Origin of the sequence: Micromonospora sp. NPDC049523 (assembly GCF_040676775.1) — a bacterium.
Taxonomy (GTDB): domain Bacteria; phylum Actinomycetota; class Actinomycetes; order Mycobacteriales; family Micromonosporaceae; genus Micromonospora_G.
Genome location: NZ_JBFAPP010000022.1, coordinates 1 through 22,191, shown reverse-complemented (window position 1 = coordinate 22,191; position 22,191 = coordinate 1). Strand labels below are relative to the sequence as shown.

The following is a 22,191-nucleotide window of genomic DNA, read 5'->3' as shown; positions in this document are numbered from 1 at the left end:
CCTGTTGCCAACTTGAGATGTTTGATCGACGCCGCGTGTTCAACAGGTCCCTGATGGTCAATGAGTGGTGTTGCCGGGCCTGCCGAGATCGTCGGCGTACCGTTTCCGTGTGCAGAGCGGGAGTTCACAGTGACCCGGATCGTGGCGGGCAGCTTCGGTGGGAGGCGCATCGTCGCGCCGCCGGGTGCGTCCACCCGGCCCACCTCCGACCGGGTACGCGAGGCGCTCTTCAGCGCGCTCGACACCCAGGTCGAACTGGACGGTGCCCGCTTCGCCGACCTGTACGCCGGTTCCGGCGCGGTCGGGTTGGAGGCGCTCTCCCGCGGGGCGGTGCACGTACTGCTGGTCGAGGCCGACCCGAGGGCGGCCCGGATCGCCCGCGACAACCTCGCCACCCTGCGGGCCACCCCGGCGGCGCGGCTGGTCACCGGGAAGGTCGCCCAGGTGCTCGCCGGTGGCCCCGACGGTGGCCCGTACGACGTGATCTTCGCCGATCCGCCGTACGCGGTGCCGAACGAGGAGATCACCCTGATGCTGACCGCCCTGGTCGAGCACGGCTGGCTGGCCCCGGACGGGGTGGTCGTGATCGAGCGGTCGACGCGTACCGGTCCCCTGGAAGAGGTGCAGGGGATCACTGTCGAGCGCGGTCGGCGTTACGGAGAGACCACTCTTTGGTACGGTCGCGGATCATGAGACGTGCGGTCTGTCCCGGCTCGTTCGACCCGGTCACCAACGGCCACCTCGACATCATCGGGCGGGCCAGTCGACTCTTCGACGAGGTGATCGTCGGCGTGCTGATCAACCAGTCCAAGAGCGGGCTGTTCACCGTCGACGAGCGGATCGCGATGCTGCGCGAGGTGACCTCGTCGTACGAGAACGTCCGGGTGGCGTCGTTCCGCGGCCTGTTGGTCGACTTCTGCCGGGCCCAGGACGCGTCGGTCCTGGTCAAGGGCATCCGGGCGGTGAGTGACTTCGACTACGAGCTGCAGATGGCGCAGATGAACATCGGGCTGGCCGGCGTCGAGACGCTCTTCATGCCGACCAACCCGCTCTACTCGTTCCTCTCCTCGAGCCTGGTCAAAGACGTCGCCAAGTGGGGCGGCGACGTCTCCCCGCACGTGCCCGACCTGGTACGCCGAGCGCTGCGCGAGCGGCTGAACAACACCGCCCCGGCCTGACCACCGCCGTCGGTGGGGATCGATCCCCGCCGACGGCCGAGCGTGTCTACCGCAGCGGGGGCGGGTGTGCTCCGCGCCACGCCGGGGAGTTTGGTCCCCTTGTCCCTCGGGCACCGCATCATTGGTTGAGCAGCAACCCGGTTGGACGCCGCATCATGTAGGTCGGCAGACGAACGACAGGAGTGAGGTACCGGTGGACCCGCTCGACCGCATCGACGAACTCATCAACATCGTGGAGACGGCACGCTCCGTCCCGATGTCGCGTACCAACTGCATGGTCGACCGGGCGGACTTCATCGCGGCTCTCGACGAGCTCCGCGGCGAGCTGCCGATCGACCTGCGCCGGGCGGCCGCGCTGCTCGACGAGCGGGACAAGATCATGGACGCCGGCCGGCGTGAGGCGGACCGGATCATCAGCGAGGGTGAGGCGGAACACGCCCGCCTCGTCTCGGTGAACGAGATCACCGTCTCGGCCGAGCACGAGGGCGCCCGGATCATCGCCGAGGCGCGGGCCGAGTCGCAGCGGCTGCGCGCGGAGGTGGACGATTACGTGGACACGGCGCTGGCCAACTTCGAACAGTTCCTCACCCGCGCGCTCGCCTCGATCGAGCGGGGCCGGGACAAGATGCACGCCCTGCGTGAGATCGGCACTTTCGCCGGCGAGGAGAGCGAACGCCCGCTGCCGTTCTGATCGTCACCATCACCGACCGACGAACGGGCGGGGGGAACCGCCGGGCTACGGCGGGCCGTTGAGCGCGGAGTGCGCTTCCCGGTGCCCCGGTTCGACGCCCGGGCCGCTGCCCAGGTAACCTGTTTCGTCGGCCTCCAACAGGCCGGAGTCTGATTATGCCCAAACACACGCCAAGCCAACTCGATCCCAGGTCGCCGCTGGTCCTCGACACGAGGGAACTGCCGCGTCGGCCTGGTGCGTTGCGTACGGTCACGCGGGTGGTAAAGGCGCCGGCGGACCTCGGCGTGGAGATGGTCGGCGTGCCGGAGGGCACGGACCTGAGTCTCGACCTGAGCCTCCAGTCGGTGTCCGAGGGCGTATACGTCTCCGGGACCGTCTCCGGGGCCGTGCAGGGCGAGTGTGGTCGCTGCCTGCGCCAGATCGACGACTCCGTGGTCGTCACGATCCAGGAGCTGTACGCGTACGCGAACAGCACCACGGACGAGACGACCGAGGAGGACGAGGTGGGCCGCATGCAGGGCGACCTGATCGACCTGGAGCCGGCGCTGCGGGACGCGGTGGTGCTTGCACTACCGACGAACCCGCTGTGCCGAGAGGACTGCCCGGGACTGTGCACCGATTGTGGGGTGCACTGGGACGAGCTGCCGGCTGACCACAGCCACCAGCAGATCGACCCGCGCTGGGCGGGCCTGACGCAACTGACCCGTAAAGAGGAGTAGGAACCGTGGCCGTCCCGAAGCGCAAGATGTCGCGCAGCAACACCCGGTCCCGCCGGGCGAACTGGAAGGCCACGGTGGTCGCCACCGTGGCGTGCCCGCAGTGCAAGTCGCCGAAGCTGCCGCACGCCGCGTGCAGTGTCTGTGGCACCTACAACGGCCGCCAGGTCCTCGAGGTCTGACACCGGCATTCGAGTGACGCTCCCGACCCCGGGTCGGGTGGCGCCCACGCCCTGGCGACTGCCCGGTGCACCGGCTCCCGCCGGCGCCAGCCGTATCGTGACGGCCGGCGTCCCAGTGGAGCCGGGCACCGTGCGGATCGCCGTCGACCTCCTCGGCGGGGACGGAGCTCCCGCCGTCGTGGTTGACGGCGCTCTGCGGGCGTTCGGCGCCGACCCCGACCTACACCTGCTGCTCGTCGGCCCGCCTGAGGCGGCCGACGAGCTGTTGGGCGTTCTGCACCCGGCCGACCGGGACCGGATCTCGGTCCGGCCGGTCCGGCACGGGGTCGCGATGAGCGAGGACCCGAGGCGGGTCAGCCGGGCCGACACGACCGTCCGGGCGGCGGTGGCCGCGGTCGTCGAGGGGACCGCCGACGCCGTCGTCTCGGCCGGACCCACCGGCGCCACCGTCACCGCCGCCGTACTCGGTTTCGGGCGCTGGCCGCAGGTGCGCCGTCCGGCGCTGGTCGCGACCATGCCGGCACTCGGCGGCCCGGTCGTGCTGCTCGACGTCGGTGGCTCGCTCGAGGCCCGGCCGGGCACCCTCGCCCGGCACGCGGTGCTCGGTGCCGCCTACGCCGCGGTGGTGCACGGGGTGACCGAACCCCGCGTCGGTCTGCTCTCCGTCGGCACCGAAGCGGGCAAGGGGGACCGGGCCCGGCGCGCCGCCGACCCGGTGCTCGCCCTGGCCGCGCTGCCGCCGGGCGCGCACTACGTCGGCCTCGTCGAGGGGTACGACGTCGCCGTCGGCAGCCGGGCCGACGTGATCGTCACAGACGGATTCACCGGCAACATCCTGCTCAAGGGGATCGAGGGCGCGTACGCCATGGCCGGCGGGCCTCCGGCCAGCGGAGGGGCGCCCCGGGCCGCCGCCCTGCTCGGCGTGGCCGGTACGGTCGTCGTCTGCCACGGCGCGGCACGCGACGACGATCTCGCCTCCGGGATCGCACTCGCCGCCCACCTGCACCGCCGCGGTGCGACCGCGGCGATCTCCGGGCTGCTCGCCGACCACACCCGGGACGGCCGTACGACCGAGCGGAGTACGGCCACCGGCCGTACCGGTCATGGCGCGGACGACCGGACCGAGGAGACTCCATGACCGACACCGAGGTAACCGGATGACCAACGACAAGCGCCGTCGCGCACCGATCGGGTACCTGGAGGCCGCGTTCGGCGTCAGCCTCGACCCGGAGCTGCTGGAGCGGGCGCTGACCCACCGCTCGTTCGCGTACGAGAACGGTGGGCTGCCGACCAACGAGCGCCTGGAGTTCCTGGGCGACTCGGTGCTCGGTGTGGTCATCACCGCGGCGCTCTTCCACAACCACCCGGACCTGCCCGAGGGGCAGCTCGCCAAGCTGCGCGCCAGCGTGGTGAACATGCGGGCGCTGGCCGACGTGGCCCGGGGACTCGGTCCGGACGGGCTCGGCCCGTACCTGCTGCTGGGCAAGGGCGAGGAGACGACCGGTGGCCGGGACAAGGCGAGCATCCTGGCCGACACGCTGGAGGCACTGCTCGGCGCGATCTACCTCCAGTACGGCCTGGACACCGCCGGAATCGTGATCCACCGGCTGTTCGACCCGCTGATGGCGGAGTCGGCCGGTCGCGGGGCGGCCCTGGACTGGAAGACCAGCCTGCAGGAGCTGACCGCGGCGCTCGGCCTCGGTGTGCCGGAGTACCGGATCGACGACACCGGGCCGGACCACGCGAAGACGTTCACCGCCTGGGTGGTGGTCGCCGGCCGGCGGTACGGCGGCGCGGACGGCCGGAGCAAGAAGGAAGCCGAGCAGCGGGCCGCCGAGGCGGCCTGGCGGATCCTGTCCGAGCCGGCCGAACCCGCCGAACCGGCGGCCGAGGAGTCGACGGTCGACGGCGCGACGGTAGACAGTGCGACGGTCGACGGCGCGACGGTCGACGGGGTGGCGGTTGACGGGGTGGCGGTAGACAGTGCGACGGTCGACGGGGTGGCGGTCGACGAGCCGGCGGTCGCCGGGGCGGCCGGGTCGGCCACCGGATCCGACGCGCCGGAGGCGCAAACGGACACTGTCGGACCCCACGGACAGGTCGGCGGCACCGGCGACGCCCGCTGAGTACGCTCGATTACCGCGTGCCGTAACGAAGCATCCGGCGTACCGAAGCCGGTGCTCGCGGCGTGCCCGAGCCGGAGCTTCCGGCGGATCCGAGTGAGGTGACGAAGTGCCTGAGCTGCCCGAGGTGGAGACGGTCCGGCAGGGCCTGGCGAAATGGGTCACCGGTCGGCGGATCGCCACCGTAGAGGTCCGCCACCCGCGTGCCATCCGCCGGCACGTGGCCGGTGACGCGCACTTCGCGGCCGTACTCGCGGGCAGGACCGTGGTCGACGCCTGCCGGCGGGGCAAGTACCTGTGGCTGCCGCTGGACAGCGGTGACGCGGTGATCGGACATCTGGGCATGTCCGGGCAGTTGTTGCTGCAACCGGCGCAGACGCCGGACGAGACGCACCTGCGGATCCGGTTCGGTTTCGACGACAACGGCCCGGAGCTGCGCTTCGTCGACCAGCGCACCTTCGGCGGACTGTCGGTTTCCGAGGGCGGTGCGAGCCTGCCGGCGGAGATCGCGCACATCGCCCGGGACCCGATCGACCCGTCCTTCTCCGACGAGGGCTTCGTGACCGCGTTGCGCCGCAGGCGGACCGAGATCAAGCGGGCCCTGCTGGACCAGACATTGATCTCCGGGGTCGGCAACATCTACGCCGACGAGGCCCTGTGGCGGGCCAAGCTGCACGGCGCCCGACCCGCGGACGCGCTCACCGCGCCGGCCGCGCGCCGCCTGCTCGGGCACATCCGGGACGTGCTCGGCGAGGCCCTGACCGCGGGCGGCACCAGCTTCGACGCGCTGTACGTGAACGTGAACGGGGAGAGCGGCTACTTCGACCGGGCGCTGAACGCGTACGGCCGGGAGGGTTTGCCCTGTAACCGGTGCGGCGCGGCGATCCGGCGGGAGTCGTTCATGAACCGCTCGTCGTACAGCTGCCCCCGTTGCCAGCCCCGCCCCCGAGGTCAGGCGGCGGTCAGCGGGCGATAGGGACGGCGGGGCAGAGTTCACGCCAGGCGGTGAGGTCGCGTTCCTTGCGGATGGTGGCGAAGCCGTAGCCCTGCGCGGCGGTGCAGAAGTCGTCGGCCAGGGTGTCGTACTCGACCTGGAAGACCGGTTTGCGGGTTTCGACGAACGGCAGCAACTGGTCGCACTCGGCCCGGCGGAAGCACTCCTCGTTGACCGCGAAGTCGAAGTACGGCTCCAGCGCCACCACCTGTTCGAGGTCGTTGGTCAGCCCCGGTGACAGTTTCGTCGACCGGGCCAGCGCGGCCAGCCGTCGGTTGAACACGAGCTGGTCGTCGAAGGTGAGCGGAAAACCGGACTCCCGGGCGTAGCCGTCCATGTTCGCCGGCATGACCGCGGTGAAGCCCTTGCCGTAGCAGAGCCGGAACCGGTCGGCGATGACCGGTTCGAGCGCCGACCACTGCCGGATGTCGAGCCAGCGCTCGTCCACCCCGTCGGCGGGTGCGCCGATCAGGGTTTCCGGGAAGCGGTCCGCGTCCGGCCGCTCGCGCTCGTACGTCCCGACGTTGACGTAGCAGACCGGGCGGCGGTCGCGTTCGCGCAGCCGGCGTACGTCCTCGACCGGGGTACGGAAGGCGTCGAGCACGAACACCTCGGCGTCCACGTTCGGGTCGAACTCACCGCGTAGCTGCCACTGCCAGGTGGGGGTGGGGCCGAACGGCCACGGCGGGATCGGCACCGGCCGGGCCCACTGCGGTACGCATCCGGCCAGCGCCGGCAGCAGCAGGACGAGCACCAGCAGGAGTGCGCAGCGGGGCGAACGGGCGACGGTGGCCGGTAGCTGCGGTGAGTGGGCGGCGAGGTGTCCGGTTCCGGCCGGTGGTGCCGGTCGGAACCTGGGTACGGGTGCCCGCCCGGGCACGGATCAGTGGGCCGCGGTTGTCAAGAGCAGCACACCCCCTCGTTGTGTCCCAACGAGCCAGCCGCCGGTACGGCACGGGTGACGGCACGGTCACGCCACCGGTCGCGCCCTCCGAGGCCGGCTGACAGGCTTTCCGGGACCAGCCGACAGGCTTTCCGGGGCCGGATCGACGGCGGATCGGTGTCAGGCCACCGTGCCGAACATCTGGGTCCAGTAGAGCCGGCCGGCGGAGTTGGCCGCGATCCCGACCCCGATCGCCTTCGCGTCGCAGTTGAGGATGTTCGTCCGGTGGCCCTGGCTGTCCATCCAGCCGTCCATCACGGCGTTCGGGTTGGCGTACCCCATCGCGACGTTCTCGCTCATCGGGTTGTTGTACCCGGCCTCCTTGGCGCGGTCGACGAACGAGCTGCCGTCGCTGCCGTCGTGCGACATCTTGTCGTGGGCGGCCTGGTCCTCGCTGTGCAGCCGGGCTGCCTCGGCCAGCTTGTCGTTCGTCGAGACGGAGCCGCAGCCGTTCGCCGCCCGTTCCCGGTTGACGATCTCGACCACCTGCGCCTCGCGGCTGTCCGCGCCCGCGCTGGTCGCCTTCGGCGCCTTGCTCGGCGTACGGGACGGGGTGGGGCGGGCGGGGGGTGGGGTGGTCCGTCGGGCGCTGGGCGTCGGGCTGGCGCTGGTCGGGGCGGGTGCCGGGCCGAGGACGCCGACACCGATCGCCTCGACGGCCGGGTCGCCGCCGGTCGGGGCCGCGTCGGGGGCGCTGGCGAGGCCGATCGGCAGCACCGCGGCGCCGACCCCGAACATGACCAGCAGCAGGGTGACCGCGGTGGCCAGTCCGACCGGGCCGGGCAGCCGACGCGCGTCGCGGTGCCGGCCGGTGAAGTTCTCCGGTGCCGAGTGCCGCTGCGCCCTGCCGCCGTGGGCGTTCCGTTCGGTTCGCCCCTGCACTCGTACGCCTCCGGCTCGGATCTGGGGGTGGGCCGGTGCGGACGCTACGCGGGGCCGGGTCGGCCGGGCAACGTGGCTAAGGAAGATCTAAGACAGCAGGTGGTAGCCGGATGACCAGGCGGAGTTAAACTTCAGAGGTCCGAACAGCGATCTTTGTTCGTGCCTCGCGGCGACCCTCGGCAAGCAAACCGGTTGACATGAGAGTGATCTGCGCCCGGTCCAACTTGACGAGACGGGGGACATCGGCACACTATATAGGTGTCGCCAGTCGCGCCCAGGCATGCCCGCGTGTTCCTGCGGGTAGGTAGTCGCGAACGAGTTGGGCGCGCGTTGGCCGGCCTTTCCGGCAGCGCATTACAAGGAGACGCAATATGGCGAAGGCCCTCTACGGCCACGTTGGTGCGGCGCCCGACCGGCGCCTGCTCGACGAGGTCACCCGACTGCGTTCCAGGGTTCAGGCACTCGAGTTCGAGATCACCCGGTTGCGTGCCGACAATGATCGGCTCGAAGCGGCGGTGTCCGAGGCAGACGACCTGCTGCGGCTCGCCGAACCGGCACTGACCTGATCGTGCGGGCGCCGGGGACCGGCGTCCACCGCCTGTACGGCTGAAACGCACCAGCACCGACCGCGCGCCGACACATTTGTGGCGGCGCGCAGCTTTTTGTCCGGAACGAGTGGTGAATCTCGCCGGGCAAAGTTACCGACCGTGACGGCGTACTCCGGTGATGGTCTACCCGGAGGGCCGCTGCCAGGCATCCGACGCGCTCGGGGGCGTGTGCCGCGTCGGCCGGGACACCGGTTCGGGTTACGCTGCGGGTTGACCAGGTCCCCGCAGCCGGGAGCGGCCGGCCGGCCCCGACGACCGCGGTGGTGACGAGTCCCGGTGGCCGGATGCTCGCCTACGGCCGCCCGACAGACCGGCGCTCACGTCGGACGAGGATCGGCAACGTGTATCTGAAGAGCCTGACGGTGAAGGGTTTCAAGTCCTTCGCCTCCGCGACGACGCTCCGGCTGGAACCGGGCATCACCTGCGTGGTGGGCCCGAACGGCTCCGGCAAGTCGAACGTCGTCGACGCCATCGCCTGGGTGCTCGGCGAGCACAGCGCCAAGGCGTTGCGGGGCGGCAAGATGGAGGACGTCATCTTCGCCGGCACCGCCGGCCGGGCGCCGCTGGGCCGGGCCGAGGTGACACTCACCATCGACAATACCGACGGTGCTCTGCCGATCGACTACACCGAGGTCTCGATCACCCGCCGGATGTTCCGCTCCGGTGAGAGCGAGTACGAGATCAACGGCAACTCGTGCCGGCTGCTGGACATCCAGGAACTTCTCTCCGATTCCGGTATCGGTCGAGAGATGCACGTCATCGTCGGGCAGGGTCAGCTCGACGCCGTACTGCACGCCAAGCCGGAGGACCGGCGCGCGTTCATCGAGGAGGCGGCCGGCGTACTGAAGCATCGCAAGCGCAAGGAGAAGGCGCTGCGCAAGCTGGACGCGATGCAGACCAACCTCAACCGGCTCAACGACCTGACCGCCGAACTGCGCCGCCAGCTCAAGCCACTGGGCCGGCAGGCAGAGGTGGCCCGCCGGGCCGCCGCGATCCAGTCCAACCTGCGTGACGCCCGGCTGCGGCTGCTCGCCGACGACCTCGCCACCCTGCGTACGACGCTGGACAAGGAGATCGCCGACGAGGCCGCTCTGCGGGACCGGCGCGAGCAGGTCGAGGCGGAACACACCGAGGTGCAGCACCGGCTGGCCGAGTTGGAGGAGGCGCTGGCCGAGGACGCGCCGCTGCTCACCCGGGCCCAGGACACCTGGTACAAGCTCTCCGCCCTGCAGGAGCGGTTCCGTTCCACCGAACAGCTCGCCCGGGAACGGCTGCGGCACCTGAGCGCCACCCCGGACGACGAGCGGCCCGGCCGCGACCCGGACCAGCTCGCCGCCGAAGCGGAGACGGTCCGGGAGCACGAGGCGGAACTGCGCGCCGCCCTCACCGACGACCAGGTACGCCTGGCCGAAGCGGTGGAGAACCGCCAGCAGCTCGAACGGCAGCTCGCCGAAGCGGAACGAGCGCTGGTCACCGCGGCGAAGGCGATCGCCGACCGGCGGGAGGGGCTGGCCCGGCTCACCGGTCAGGTCAACTCGGCGCGGGCGCGTACCGGCACCGCGGCCGAGGAGATCGCCCGGTTGGCCGCCGCACACACCGACGCCCAGGGCCGGGCGGAACGGGCGCAGGCCGAGGTGGACGCGGTGGCCGCCCAGTCGACCGCGGCCGAGCGGGACAACGTCGACCTGGACACCAGGCATGCCGAGGCGCAGGCCGCGCACGAGGCGGCGAACGCGGCCGTACGGGCGCTGTCGGATGCCGAGCGCCGGGCCGAGAAGGACGCGGCGACCTGGAAGGCGCGCGAGGAGGCGCTGGCCATGGGGCTGCGCCGCAAGGACGGTGCCGGGGCGCTGCTGGCCCGCGCCGACCAGGTGCCGGGGCTGCTCGGCGGGCTGGCCGGCATGCTGACCGTCGCGCCGGGCAACGAGGCCGCGCTGGCCGCCGCGCTCGGTGCGCTCGCCGACGCGGTCGCGGTCAGCGGCGTGGACGAGGCCGCCGAGGCGATGCGGCTACTCAAGATCCAGGACGCCGGGCGAGCGAGTCTGCTGGTCGGTGGCGCCGCCGGCCCCGGCATGATCGGCTCGTTGGACGCGCTCCGCCCCGCCCTGCCCGACGGTGCACGCTGGGCGCCCGACCTGGTCGGCTGCCCGGAGGAGATCCGCCCGGCGGTGCACCGGGCGCTGCGTGACGTCGTACTCGTCGACGATCTTGAAGCGGCGACCCGGCTGGTCGGCGCGAACCCGGAGTTGCGCGCGGTCACCCCCGACGGGGACGTGGTCGGCGCCTACGCCGCCGCCGGTGGTTCGGCCAAGGCACCGAGTTTCATCGAGGTGCAGGCCGCGGTCGAGGAGGCCCGGACCAACCGGCTCACCGCCGAGGCGACCATCGCCGAACTCACCGGCCAGCTCGCCGACGCCCGAGCCGAGGTGGCCGAGCGCAAGGAGGCCGTCACCGCCGCCGCGGCGGTGAAGCGGGAGGCCGAGGGGCAGCGCAACGCCGCCGCCCGGCGGCTCGCCGAACTCGGCGCCGCCGCCCGCTCCGCCAAGGCCGAAACCGACCGGCTGGCCGAGTCACGGGCCCGCGCCGAGGCCGCCCGGGACCAGGACCTGGCCGGACTCGCCGAATTGGAGGAGCGGCTGCGGCTGGCCGAGGTCACCCCGATCGACGCCGAGCCGTCCACCGAGGAACGCGACGAACTCGCCCGTTACCTGCCGCCGGCCCGGCAGAACGAGATGGAGGTCCGGCTCGCCGTCCGTACCGCCGAGGAACGCGTCGCCGCCATCGCCGGCCGGGCCGACTCGCTGGCCCGGCAGGCGAACGCCGAACGGGCCGCCCGGGAGCGCGCCGCCGCCCGCCGGGCCGCGCGTACCCGCGGCGCCGCGATCGCCCGCGCCGTCGAGTACGGCGCCCGCGAGGCGCTCACCCGGGTGGTGGCATCGCTCACCGCCGCCGAGCGCACCCGCGACGAGGTCGCCCGCGCCCGCGCCTCCCGCGAGGCCGAACTGCAGGAGGTACGCGGCGCGGCCAAGCGGCTCGGCGCCGACCTCGAACGGCTGACCAGTGCGGTGCACCGGGACGAGGTCGCCCGAGCCGAGCAACGGATGCGGATCGAGCAGCTCGAAATCAAGGCCGCCGAGGACTTCGCCCTCGACGTGGAGACGCTGATCAGCGAGTACGGACCGCAGCAGCTCGTCCCGCCGACCCCGGCCGACGTGGCCGCCGCCGAGCGGGACGGTACGCCGGTGCCCGAGCCGGTGCCGTTCGAGCGCCCGGTGCAGGAGAAGCGGGCCGCCAAGGCCGAACGGGAACTGGGCCTGCTCGGCAAGGTCAACCCGCTCGCGCTGGAGGAGTTCGCCGCTCTCGAAGAGCGGTTCAAGTTCCTCTCCGAGCAGCTCGAAGACCTCAAGGCCACCCGCCGGGACCTGCTCACCGTGGTCAAGGACGTGGACGACCGGATCCTGGAGGTCTTCGCCAGCGCCTTTGCCGACACCGCCCGCGAGTTCGAGCAGGTGTTCACCGTGCTCTTCCCCGGCGGCGAGGGGCGGCTGATCCTCACCGAGCCGGACGACCTGCTCACCACCGGCGTCGAGGTCGAGGCCCGCCCACCCGGCAAGAAGATCAAGCGGCTGTCGCTGCTCTCCGGCGGCGAGCGGTCGCTGACCGCGGTTGCCATGCTGGTCGCGATCTTCCGCGCCCGGCCCAGCCCGTTCTACATCATGGACGAGGTGGAGGCGGCGCTCGACGACGTCAACCTCGGTCGCCTGATCACCCTGATGGCTCAGCTCAGGGAGAAGAGCCAGCTCATTATCATCACCCACCAGAAGCGCACCATGGAAGTGGCCGACGCGCTGTACGGCGTCACCATGCGCAACGGGGTCACCGAGGTGATCAGCCAGCGGCTCGGCAGGGAAGAGGACTGATGGCTCGGGAAAAGGCGACTGCGCTGCTGGTCGACTTCGACGGGGTACTGCGACAGTGGGATCCGGCGGTCAACGAGGCGGTGGAACGGGAGTTCGGCCTGCCGGCCGGCGCACTGCTCGACACCGCGACGCGCTGGTCGCTGCTCCAGCCGGCAGTCACCGGCCAGGTCAGCCACCTGGACTGGATGGCCGGGGTCGCGGACGCGCTGGCCGAACCGGCCGGCAGCCGGGAGCGGGCACTGGCGGCAGTGGACCAGTGGCAGGCGTACCGGGGCGAGGTGGACGCCGAGGTGCTCGCCTTCGTCCGGGAGGTACGCGCGAGCGGCGTACGGGTCGGGCTGGCCACCAACGCCACCGACCGGCTTGACGCCGACCTGGCCGAGTTGGGCCTGGTGGACGAGGTGGACCTGGTGCTCAACTCGTCCGTACTCGGGGTGCACAAGCCGGCCCCCGAATACTTCCGTACCGCCTGCGAGGCGCTCGGCACCCCGCCACGCCGGGTCCTGTTCGTGGACGACGACGACCGCTCCGTACGCGGAGCCCGCGCCGCCGGCCTCTCGGCCCACCGCTGGACCGGCCCCGCCGACCTGCGCTACCTCCGCGCCGCCCTAACCCCCTAACCCCACCCCACCTGCCCGCCGCGCCGCCGCCGGGTGGGCCGCTGCGCGCCTGAGCGGCGGGCGGCGGGCGCCAGGCGGCGGGCGTCCGGTGTCGGGCGGGGAGGGGAGGGGCGGGGGGTCAGGGGACGACGGTTACGGGCCAGTGGCCGGATTTGACCAGGCGGGTGGCGATCGAGCCGACCAGGCGGTGACCGGCCTGGGTGGAGGCGCCGACCACGACCATGTCGGCGCGCATCTCGTCGGCGACCGTACGCAGCTCGGCGTAGGGGTCACCGCGGCGGCCGAGGAAGGTCAGCGGTACGCCCAGTTCCTCGGCGGCGCTGCCGATCTCGTGACGCAGCTCGGCGCCCAACTCGTCCAGCGCGTCCTGTACCTGGCTGCCGACCCCCGGTGTGAGTCCGGCGAGTACGGACGGCGCGGCCACGAAGACCACCACCAGTTCGCTGTTCTGCCGGCGGGCCAGGCCGGCTGCGTACGCGACCGCCCGCATCGAGGTGACCGAACCGTCGACCCCGGCTAGTACCACCTTCGGGCCGTCCGTACCGCGTTCGAACGGTGACGGGGCTGCGGCCGGGCCGTACCGTACGCGGTCGGGTTGCTCGGTGCGGGGCGGGTCGTACGCCGGTTGGTCGGCGGGCTCGACGGTCATCGGACCGCTCCTGGCGTCGCGGCGGTGGCCGCCCCCGGACGGAACTGGCCGCCGGACCCGGGTGTGCCCTGACCGTGCTGGCCGCCGGACTCGGGTGTCCCCGTGCTGGACAGATCGGTGCCGCTCTGTTGGCGCAACGGGACCTCCTTGATGAAGATGACCGCGATCAGGGTGATCAGCGCGAAGGGTGCCGCGGTCAGGAAGATGTCGCCTGCTCCGTGACCGTACGCGATCTCGACGACGGCACGGATCGGGCCCGGCAGGGTGGCCACGTTCGGGATGGCGCCGCCGCCGTCGGGTGCGGTCACCCCGAGGGAGCCGAACCCGTCGGCGAGGTAGCCGGCGACCCGGTGCCCGAGTAGCGCGCCGAGCGCGGAGACTCCGACCGCGCCGCCCAGGCTGCGGGAGAACGCGACCAGGGAGCTGGCCGCGCCGAGTTCGCGGATCGCGACCGTGTTCTGGACCGCGAGTACCAGGTTCTGCATGGTCATGCCGAGTCCGATACCCAGCACGGCCATGTAAACGCTCATCAGCGGGAAGCTGGTTTCGGCGCGGAGTGTGCCCATCAGGGCGAAACCGACGGTGAGTAGGACCGCACCGCTCACCAGGTACCGCTTCCACCGCCCGGTACGGGTGATCAGGCGTCCGGTGAGGGTCGAGGCGACGAGCAGTCCGAGGATCATCGGCAGGGTCATCAGCCCGGCTCGGGTGGGGCTCTCGCCCCGGCTGATCTGGAAGTACTGGCCGAGGAAGACGGATGCCCCGTACATGGCGACGCCGACGGCGACGCTGGCGAGGGTGGCCAGGGCGACGGTGCGGGAGCGGAACAGGTGCAGCGGGATGATCGGCTCGGCGGCCCGGGACTCGACCCGCAGGGCGAGGGCGCCGAGTACGACCGCGCCGAGCACCATCACCGGGGTCTGCCAGGCCAGCCAGGCGAAGTTGTTGCCGGCGAGCGAGACCCAGATCAGCAGCAGCGACACCGAGGCGGAGATCAGCGTGGCGCCGAGGTAGTCGATCTTGGCTTTGCGGGTGACCACCGGCAGGTTCAGCGTCTTCTGCAGCACCACGATCGCGGCCACCGCGAACGGCACCCCGACGTAGAAGCACCAGCGCCAGCCGAGCCACGAGGTGTCGACGATGACGCCGCCGATCAGCGGTCCGCCGATCGTGCCGAGCGCGAAGACCGCACCGAGGTAGCCGCTGTACCGGCCGCGCTGCCGGGGCGCGATCATCGCGGCCATGATGATCTGGGCGAGTGCGGTGAGGCCGCCGGCGCCGACGCCCTGGATCACCCGGCAGGCGATCAGTTCGCCGGTGGTCTGGGCCAGGCCGGCCAGCACCGAGCCGAGGACGTAGATCACCAGGGCGAGCTGGACCAGCAGCTTCTTGCTGGTGAGGTCGGCGAGCTTGCCCCAAATCGGCGTGGTCGCGGTCAGCGCCAGCAGCGTCGCGGTGACCACCCAGGTGTACGACGACTCGGTGCCGTGCAGCTCGGAGATGATCCGGGGGAGGGCGTTGGAGACGACGGTCGACGACAGGATCGCCACGAACATGCCGAGCAGCAGTCCGGAGAGGGCTTCGAGGATCTGCCGGTGCGTCATCGCGGTTCCGGGAGTCGCGTCCGTGCTCGGATCGGGCGCCGGAACCGCCGGCTCGGTTGCCTGGGTCATGGAGTGGTTCCTTTGGCGGATAGCTCTCCCCGGCGGGTTCCGCCGCTGCCCACCGGTTGGTTGCCGGATCCCACGCTAGGCAGAACTAGTTGCCTCGGGCAACTAAAGCGGGGGAAGTGTGATCGGTCAGTCCGGCAGCGGGGGAAGCTTTCGCCGCGATCGTCCCAGGCAGCCGGCGTGCGGGGACAGACCCGGCGTGGTGCAGTGGGGCTCGGCGCTCAGCGGGATTCGGCGTTCAGCGGGATTCGGCGTTGTACCGGGACAGCAACCGGGCGAACTCGACCTGGTCTGCGGTGGGCCAGCCGGCCAGGGTCCGGTGCAACTGCTCCTGCCGGGCGCCGCGCGCATCGGCGAACCGGCGCTGCCCCTCCTCGGTCAGGTCGAGCAGGGCGGCACGCCCGTCCACCGGGTCGGGCTGCCGTCGTACCAGGCCCAGTTCCGCCAGCGCGGCGATCTGCCGGCTGAGCGTGCCCTTGCCGATGCCCAGCTCCGCGGCCAGGTCGGTCAGCCGGGTCGGACCGGACCGGAACAGCAGGAGCAGCAGCCCGTACGCGTTCGGCTCCAGGTGCGGATGCACCTCGCGGGCCACCTCCCAGGAGACCGCACGGGCCCGGCGCAGCAGCACCGTCAGCTCGTGTTCGACCGCGCGCAGCGGTTCCGGCTCGGCCGTGTCCCGGCCGCCGTCCCCGTTGCCCCGCTCGCCCGCCACCGATCTCCTCCCGGAAATCACCCGCCGTCACCGGTCCGCCCCGGATCGCCCAATCACCGGTCGCCGATCGCGGTCGCCGCTCGCCGGTCGCCGCTCGCCGCTCGCCGGTCGCCGGTCCGCACCGGATCACCGCCGTCTGGCCGGCGGAACCGTCCGTGAGCAGCCTACGACCGGTTCGGGCTGGCGGTCGCCGTCGGCCGGGTGAGGTGCTGGTGGCCGACCACCCGCAGGACACCGTCCTTGCCGGTGCCCTCGATCACCACCTCGGCCGCCGGGCCGGTGTGCCGCAGGCTGCTGATCGCGTTGCCGAAGTACGGCCCGGTCAGCCGCCGCCAGCGCACCCCCGGGCGGGGCACCCCGGCGGAACGGGCCAGCGCCCGCGCCGCCCCGCTCGGGCCGGGATGCCAGCCCAGCTTCAGTAGCGGGCGCATGAAGGCGGGCACCTGGTTGTGGATCGGCGAGCAGGTCAACTGGTGTACGGGGGTCTTCACCTCGTCGGTGAACCGCGCCCGGGCGACGTACGAGTGGTGCACGTCGCCGGAGAGCACGCTGATCGACGCCGGTGCCGGGTACGCCGGACCCGCACCGACCAGCGCCGGGGCGTCACCACTGCCGGTGCCGCCAGCCTCGGGGCGGCCGGTGCCGATCCGGGCGAAGAGTGCGGCCAGGGCGTCGAACGACCGGTCGAAGGCGGCCCAGTGTTCCAGGTCGAAGGCCCGGCGCAGCCGCTCGGCGAGGGCGGCCACCCGAGGGCTGCGTGAGTCTGCGAGCCGCTCGTTCCACGACTCGACGTGGTGTACGGCCGGCGGGAGCAGCCAGGGCAGCGACGAGCCGACCACCAGGTGGTCGTACCGGCCGTGGGCCCGGTCGACGAACCAGGCCCACTCCTTGGGCGAGAGCATCGAGCGCCGGGACCGGTCCAGCACCCGGCCGCACCGGTTGTCCAGCATCACCAGCCGGGTCCGGCCGATGTCGAGGCCGTAGCTCCACTGGTAGCGCTCGACCCGTACCGGTCCGCCGAGCGGGTCGCCGCCGACCACACCCGCCGTGCTGGGACCGGCGGCCTCGGACACGTGCGCGTCCACCTGCTCGCCGAACTCCCGCAGCACCGAGGTGGCGTCCCCGGCGGCGACGACCTTGGTGTAGACGGGGTCGGCCGCGACCTCGTCCGGGTCCAGGTTGCCGATGTGCTGGTAGACCCAGTAGGAGGCGATTCCGCTGGCGATCCGCTCGTTCCACCAGGGCTCTTCGCGTACCTCGGCCCGCCAGCGCGCCGAGGTGTTCCAGTCGTCGATGATCTCGTGGTCGTCGAACATCATCACGCTCGGCACGGTCGCCAGCAGCCAGCGGATCTCCGGGTCGCGCCAGGACTCCAGGTAGAGCTTGGTGTACTCGTCGAAGCTGACCACCTGGTCGGCCGGGGCGCCGTGCGGGCGGTGCCGGCGCCGGCTGAGCAGCTTGCGGACCGTGGGTGAGGTCTGGTCCGCGTACACCTGGTCGCCGAGCAGCACCATCAGGTCGGGCAGTTCGGCCGCCGCGTCCTCGCTGGCCATCAACCGCCGGGCGTACGCATCGAGGGCGTCGGGCGGCAGCCGGCGCGCGGTCGCGTGCTGGGTGGTCTCCCGGCACGAGCCGAAGATCAGGTGGACCGGTTCGGTCTCGTCGTCGCCCCGGGTACGGATCAGGCTCGGCGGGTACTTCGAATCCGGCTGCGGCCAGACCCGCTCGTCGTCGAGCCACACCTCGTACGGCTCGGCGCTGCCCGGTGTCAGCCCCTCCACCACCACCAGCGCGTAGTGGTGGTCGAAGGCGGTGAACGTGGCGGCCGTACCGCTGGCGCCGGACGCGGTCCGGACCTGGGCGACGGCGGGTGAGCTCGTCTCCACCCAGACGGTGGCCCGGGTGCCGACCACACGGCGCAGCAGCGGGCCGATCAGCAACCGACTTTCGGGCATTGCGGGACCTCCGAGGGGTGGGTGGATCCATCCTTGCTACCCGGCCGGTCCCACCGCCATCCGGGTTTCGCCGGAGGGTACCGGTGATCTCCGTCGCGCCCATCGGGAGCGGCGGCTGGGCCGGCCGAGCCGGCATCTGTCAGGATTCCCGCATGGAGTACCTCGTTCTCGCGCTGATCCTGCTAGGTGTGCTGCTGCTCGGCACCGTCGGCCTGGTGGTGCCGCGGCTGCGTCGGCGGCCCGAGCCGCCGCTGCCGCCCGAGACGAGCGTGTCTACCCGCCCTACCGGCGTGATCACCCCGCCGGAGGCGCCGGAAGCCGCGGAAGCGCAGGTCACCGACACGGTGACGGCACCGCCGGTACCGGTGACGCCGCCGGCCGAACCGGCACCGACGCTGGAGCGCCCGGAACCGACCGCCGGCCGGCTGGTCCGGCTGCGGGCCCGGCTGTCCCGCTCGCAGAACGTGTTCGGCAAGGGCCTGCTCACCCTGCTCAGCCGGGACCACCTCGACGAGGAGGTCTGGGAGGAGATCGAGGACGCCCTGATCACCGCCGACGTCGGCGTGGACGCCACCCGGGAGATCGTCGACCGGTTGCGCGAGCGGACCGCGGTGCTCGGCACCCGTACGGCACGTGACCTGCGTACCCTGCTCGCGGTCGAACTGGTCAACGCGCTCGATCCGGGCATGGACCGGGCGCTGCGGGCCACCGCGCACGACGGCACCCCCGGGGTGGTGCTGGTGGTCGGGGTCAACGGCGCCGGCAAGACCACCACCTGCGGCAAGATCGCCCGGGTGCTGGTCGCGGACGGCCGTACGGTGCTGCTCGGCGCCGCTGACACGTTCCGGGCCGCCGCCGCCGAACAGCTCACCACCTGGGGTGGCCGGGTGGGTGCCGAGGTGGTCCGGGGACCGGAGGGAGCGGATCCGGCGAGTGTGGCATTCGACGCGGTCCGCCGGGGTATCGAACTCGGGGTGGACACCGTACTGATCGACACCGCCGGCCGGTTGCAGAACAAGGTCGGCCTGATGGACGAGTTGGGCAAGGTCAAGCGGGTGGTGGAGAAGCACGGCCCGGTCGACGAGACGCTGCTCGTACTGGACGCGACCACCGGGCAGAACGGGCTGGAGCAGGCCCGGGTGTTCATGGAGGTGGTCGACGTGACCGGGGTGGTGCTGACCAAGCTCGACGGCACCGCCAAGGGCGGGATCGTGATCGCCGTACAGCGCAAGCTCGGGCTGCCGGTCAAGCTGGTCGGCCTCGGCGAGGGCCCGGACGACCTGGCCCCGTTCGACCCGGCGCAGTTCGTCGACGCGCTCATCGGCGCCGATCCGCTGGGCGCCGAGGCGTAACCTCGGTGGCTTACCGTGAACCGCCGCCGCGCATCGGGAGACCGTACGTGACTTCGCAGGAAATTCCACTGCACGGCGGCAACGTGAGCACCGTCGTACGGGTCGGAGACACCGTACGGCGCAACGCCGGACCGTGGACACCCTCGGTGCACGCGCTGCTGCGGCACCTGGAATACGTCGGGTTCACCGGCTCGCCCCGCGCGCTCGGCATGGACGAGCGCAACCGGGAGGTGCTGTCCTACGTGGAGGGCGAGTGCGGCGAGTACCCGCTCGCCCCGCACTGGGTCACCGACGAGGCACTGGTCACCGTCGCCACCATGCTGCGGATGTTCCACGACGCCCAGTACGGCTTCGCCCCGGTCACCGGTGCGGTCTGGCGCTCGTTCGGGCCACCGCCGCCGGACACCGAGGTGATCTGCCACCACGACGCCGCCCCGCACAACGTGATCTGGCGGCCGGACGGCACCCTCGCCCTGATCGACTTCGACCTGGCCTCACCGGGTGCCCGGATCTACGACGTGGCGTACGCGGCCTGGACCTGGGTGCCGCTCTTCTCCGACCGGGACTCGTACACGCTGGGCTGGAAGCGGCCGAACCGCCCCCGCCGGCTGCGCCTGTTCGCGGACGCGTACGGTCTGATCCCACGGGACCGGCACCGGTTGGTGCGGACCATCCGTAAGCGGATCGTCGACCACGTCGAGGGGATCCGCCGGATGGCGGCGGCGGGCGAGCCGGCGTTCGTACGGATAGTGCACAAGGGTCACCTGCGGCGGCCGATGCGCGATCTGCGCCTGCTCGATTACGAACGGCACACGCTGGAGTACGCGCTCCGCTGACCTGTGTCGCTTTCCGTATACCTCCAGCGCGCCTTTCGGCTGATATGCCCCCACCCGTTCTATCGACTGTGAGACTTTCTTCACACGTACGAAACAACTGGTGACGCCCCGGAAACGCGGTGGGGACCCTGGGTGAAACAGCCGGCCGGGAAGCTTCCGCCCAACCGGCGCACGGGCGGCGCTGCCCCTGGGTCGGTGGAAGTTTCGGCTCGGGCAGCGAGGGCAGCGGGACAGTGCCCGGCACGAATCGGAGCTTTCGAGGGGAGGAAACTCACTTTTAGGAGGCCAGCGTGCCTGAAGCACCGACGATCGACGGCGCCAACACTACGTGGCTGCTGGTTTCGACGGCGCTCGTGCTGCTCATGACACCCGGACTGGCGCTGTTCTACGGCGGCCTGAACCGGTCCAAGGGCGTACTTAACATGATGATGATGAGCTTCTCGGCTATCGGGCTCATCTCGATTCTGTGGTGGTTCTACGGATTCAGCGTCGCCTTCGGGGCCGACGTGAACGGGTTCTGGGGCGATCCCGGCGCCTACCTCGGTACCAAGACGTTCCTCGCGGAGACCGACCTCTGGGGCGCGACCGCGGAGAACCCCAGCGGCATCGGCGTCCCGCTCTACGTGTTCATGGCCTTCCAGATGGTCTTCGCGGTGATCACCGTCGCGCTGATCAGCGGTGCCATCTCCGACCGGGCCAAGTTCGGCGGCTGGCTGCTCTTCGCCTTCGGCTGGGCCACCCTGGTCTACTTCCCGGTCGCGCACTGGGTGTGGGGCGGCGGCATCATCGGCGGTGACATCCACGCGCTCGACTTCGCCGGTGGTACGGCCGTGCACATCAACGCCGGTGCGGCGGCTCTCGCCGTGGCGCTGGTGCTCGGCAAGCGGCTCGGCTGGCCCAAGGAGGGCATGAAGCCGCACAACATCCCGCTCGTCGCGCTCGGTGCCGGCCTGCTCTGGTTCGGCTGGTTCGGCTTCAATGCCGGCTCCGAACTGACCGTCGACTCGGTTGCCGGTCTGGCCTTCATCAACACCCAGCTCGCCACCGCCGCGGCCGTACTCGGCTGGATCGTGGTCGAGTGGATCAAGGGTGGCAAGCCGACCATGGTCGGTGCCTCCTCCGGTGCCATCGCCGGCCTGGTCGCGATCACCCCGGCCTGTGGTTTCATCGCTCCCTGGGCGTCCGTGCTGCTCGGCATCGTCGCCGGCATCGTCTGCGCCCTGGCGGTCAGCCTGAAGTACAAGCTCGGCTTCGACGACTCGCTCGACGTGGTCGGCGTGCACTTCGTCGGTGGCTGGATCGGGTCGCTCTGGCTCGGCCTGTTCGCCACCAACTCGGTCAACGCCGCGATCACCGACGTGGTCGGCGCATCCGACGGTCTCTTCTACGGCGGCGGCGCGACCCAGCTCGGTCGGCAGGCCCTCGCCGGTCTGATCGTCACGGTATGGTCGTTCGCCATCGCCTGGGTGCTGGCCTTCGTGATCGAGAAGACCATCGGCTTCCGGGTGAAGTCCGAGGCCGAGGTCGACGGGATCGACATCGCGGAGCACGCTGAGGCGGGCTACGACCTCTCCACCGGTGGCGGCAGCGGCGGTGGCGGTGCGTTCGCCATGGCCGGGATCGGCACTCCCGGTAACACCGCGGCCGAGCCGGCCGCTCCGGTCAGCGAAAAGGTCGCCGGTTAACGTTCCTGTGATGGAGGGGTTGGACATGAAGCTGGTGACCGCGGTCATCAAGCCGTACCAGCTGGACGCGGTGAAGGAGGCCCTGCACGCCCTCGGCGTGGCCGGCCTGACCGTCAGCGAGGTCCAGGGGTACGGACGGCAGAAGGGCCACACCGAGGTGTACCGGGGTGCCGAGTACACGGTGGAGTTCCTGCCGAAGATCCGGGTCGAGGTGCTGACCGACGAGATCGACGTCGAGAAGGTCGTCGACGCGGTGGTCACGGCGGCCCGTACGGGCAAGATCGGTGACGGCAAGGTCTGGGTCACGGCCGTGGAGGATGTCGTCCGCGTCCGGACCGGTGAGCGCGGCCTCGACGCGCTCTGAGCATATGGCGATGACCAGGGGAACACCGCCGGCAGTCGGACTGACCGACGACGGAACACCACTGCTCACCGCCGGGATCGGCGCCGCCGCACGCGAACAGCGGGCGGCGGC

General features: G+C 71.5%; 20 protein-coding genes and 1 pseudogene. 15 read left to right on the top strand and 6 right to left on the bottom strand.

Features of this window, described 5'->3' with window-relative positions; translation table 11 throughout:
- The first annotated feature begins 129 nt into the window (after positions 1-129).
- The 8 genes and pseudogenes from rsmD (at position 130) to mutM (ending at position 5,866) form a co-directional block, all read left to right on the top strand.
- Entirely contained in the window at positions 130-693 is a 564-nt protein-coding gene (rsmD, locus tag AB0J90_RS28155) for a 16S rRNA (guanine(966)-N(2))-methyltransferase RsmD (RefSeq protein ID WP_363600865.1), read from the top strand.
- Positions 690-1,178 (top strand): pantetheine-phosphate adenylyltransferase, encoded by a 489-nt coding sequence (gene coaD / locus AB0J90_RS28150; protein ID WP_363600863.1) that lies wholly within the window; start codon positions 690-692, stop codon positions 1,176-1,178. The genes rsmD and coaD overlap by 4 nt, the downstream gene beginning before the upstream one ends.
- Before the next feature lie 193 nt (positions 1,179-1,371).
- Positions 1,372-1,869, top strand: coding sequence for a hypothetical protein (locus tag AB0J90_RS28145; protein WP_363600861.1), 498 nt, complete (start codon positions 1,372-1,374; stop codon positions 1,867-1,869).
- A gap of 155 nt (positions 1,870-2,024) precedes the next feature.
- Positions 2,025-2,588: a YceD family protein gene (locus AB0J90_RS28140; RefSeq protein WP_363600859.1), complete on the top strand. Its 564-nt coding sequence runs from the start codon at positions 2,025-2,027 to the stop codon at positions 2,586-2,588.
- Between the two features lie 5 nt (positions 2,589-2,593).
- A complete protein-coding gene (rpmF, locus tag AB0J90_RS28135; RefSeq protein WP_030335284.1) occupies positions 2,594-2,767 on the top strand; it encodes a 50S ribosomal protein L32 in 174 nt (57 codons plus the stop codon).
- Positions 2,768-2,882: 115 nt separating this feature from the next.
- A complete protein-coding gene (locus AB0J90_RS28130; RefSeq protein WP_363601058.1) occupies positions 2,883-3,905 on the top strand; it encodes a phosphate acyltransferase PlsX in 1,023 nt (340 codons plus the stop codon).
- A 19-nt stretch (positions 3,906-3,924) separates the two neighbouring features.
- Positions 3,925-4,638: pseudogene (gene rnc, locus AB0J90_RS28125) on the top strand (ribonuclease III); the annotation flags it as partial.
- Between the two features lie 361 nt (positions 4,639-4,999).
- The gene (mutM, locus tag AB0J90_RS28120; RefSeq protein WP_363600857.1) at positions 5,000-5,866 is read left to right on the top strand and encodes a bifunctional DNA-formamidopyrimidine glycosylase/DNA-(apurinic or apyrimidinic site) lyase; all 867 of its coding nucleotides are present in this window, start codon (positions 5,000-5,002) and stop codon (positions 5,864-5,866) included.
- Here the strand turns inward: mutM and AB0J90_RS28115 are convergent.
- Positions 5,853-6,764 carry an endo alpha-1,4 polygalactosaminidase gene (locus tag AB0J90_RS28115; RefSeq protein ID WP_363600855.1) on the bottom strand — a complete coding sequence of 304 codons (912 nt, stop codon included), beginning with the start codon at positions 6,762-6,764 and terminating at the stop codon, positions 5,853-5,855. The two genes, mutM and AB0J90_RS28115, sit on opposite strands and share 14 nt — an antisense overlap.
- Positions 6,765-6,947: 183 nt before the next feature.
- Positions 6,948-7,709: a CAP domain-containing protein gene (locus AB0J90_RS28110; RefSeq protein ID WP_363600853.1), complete on the bottom strand. Its 762-nt coding sequence runs from the start codon at positions 7,707-7,709 to the stop codon at positions 6,948-6,950.
- A gap of 371 nt (positions 7,710-8,080) precedes the next feature.
- Between AB0J90_RS28110 and AB0J90_RS28105 the strand changes: the two genes are divergently transcribed.
- The 3 genes from AB0J90_RS28105 (at position 8,081) to AB0J90_RS28095 (ending at position 12,857) form a co-directional block, all read left to right on the top strand.
- Complete coding sequence (locus tag AB0J90_RS28105) at positions 8,081-8,275, top strand: hypothetical protein (protein WP_326560444.1); 195 nt, start codon at positions 8,081-8,083, stop codon at positions 8,273-8,275.
- Between the two features lie 383 nt (positions 8,276-8,658).
- Positions 8,659-12,237 (top strand): chromosome segregation protein SMC, encoded by a 3,579-nt coding sequence (gene smc, locus AB0J90_RS28100; RefSeq protein ID WP_363600851.1) that lies wholly within the window; start codon positions 8,659-8,661, stop codon positions 12,235-12,237.
- Positions 12,237-12,857, top strand: a complete 621-nt coding sequence (locus AB0J90_RS28095; protein ID WP_363600849.1) for an HAD-IA family hydrolase — start codon at positions 12,237-12,239, stop codon at positions 12,855-12,857. The genes smc and AB0J90_RS28095 overlap by 1 nt, the downstream gene beginning before the upstream one ends.
- A gap of 118 nt (positions 12,858-12,975) precedes the next feature.
- Here AB0J90_RS28095 and AB0J90_RS28090 read toward each other — a convergent pair whose 3' ends face one another.
- The 4 genes from AB0J90_RS28090 to AB0J90_RS28075 all read right to left on the bottom strand — a co-directional run bounded on the left by AB0J90_RS28090 (position 12,976) and on the right by AB0J90_RS28075 (position 17,843).
- Positions 12,976-13,506: a universal stress protein gene (locus AB0J90_RS28090; RefSeq protein ID WP_363600847.1), complete on the bottom strand. Its 531-nt coding sequence runs from the start codon at positions 13,504-13,506 to the stop codon at positions 12,976-12,978.
- A complete protein-coding gene (locus tag AB0J90_RS28085) occupies positions 13,503-15,110 on the bottom strand; it encodes an MDR family MFS transporter (protein WP_363601056.1) in 1,608 nt (535 codons plus the stop codon). Before AB0J90_RS28085 ends, AB0J90_RS28090 begins: the two co-directional genes overlap by 4 nt.
- A 304-nt stretch (positions 15,111-15,414) precedes the next feature.
- Complete coding sequence (locus tag AB0J90_RS28080; RefSeq protein ID WP_363600845.1) at positions 15,415-15,888, bottom strand: MarR family transcriptional regulator; 474 nt, start codon at positions 15,886-15,888, stop codon at positions 15,415-15,417.
- Positions 15,889-16,052: 164 nt separating this feature from the next.
- A complete protein-coding gene (locus tag AB0J90_RS28075; RefSeq protein WP_363600843.1) occupies positions 16,053-17,843 on the bottom strand; it encodes an alkaline phosphatase D family protein in 1,791 nt (596 codons plus the stop codon).
- A 152-nt stretch (positions 17,844-17,995) separates the two neighbouring features.
- Between AB0J90_RS28075 and ftsY the strand changes: the two genes are divergently transcribed.
- The 4 genes from ftsY to AB0J90_RS28055 all read left to right on the top strand — a co-directional run bounded on the left by ftsY (position 17,996) and on the right by AB0J90_RS28055 (position 22,080).
- Positions 17,996-19,195, top strand: coding sequence for a signal recognition particle-docking protein FtsY (gene ftsY / locus AB0J90_RS28070; protein WP_363600841.1), 1,200 nt, complete (start codon positions 17,996-17,998; stop codon positions 19,193-19,195).
- A gap of 5 nt (positions 19,196-19,200) precedes the next feature.
- The gene (locus AB0J90_RS28065) at positions 19,201-20,031 is read left to right on the top strand and encodes an aminoglycoside phosphotransferase family protein (RefSeq protein ID WP_363600839.1); all 831 of its coding nucleotides are present in this window, start codon (positions 19,201-19,203) and stop codon (positions 20,029-20,031) included.
- Positions 20,032-20,321: 290 nt separating this feature from the next.
- A complete protein-coding gene (locus AB0J90_RS28060) occupies positions 20,322-21,716 on the top strand; it encodes an ammonium transporter (protein ID WP_363600837.1) in 1,395 nt (464 codons plus the stop codon).
- Positions 21,717-21,741: 25 nt separating this feature from the next.
- A complete protein-coding gene (locus AB0J90_RS28055) occupies positions 21,742-22,080 on the top strand; it encodes a P-II family nitrogen regulator (RefSeq protein ID WP_173041812.1) in 339 nt (112 codons plus the stop codon).
- Positions 22,081-22,191 lie beyond the last annotated feature (111 nt).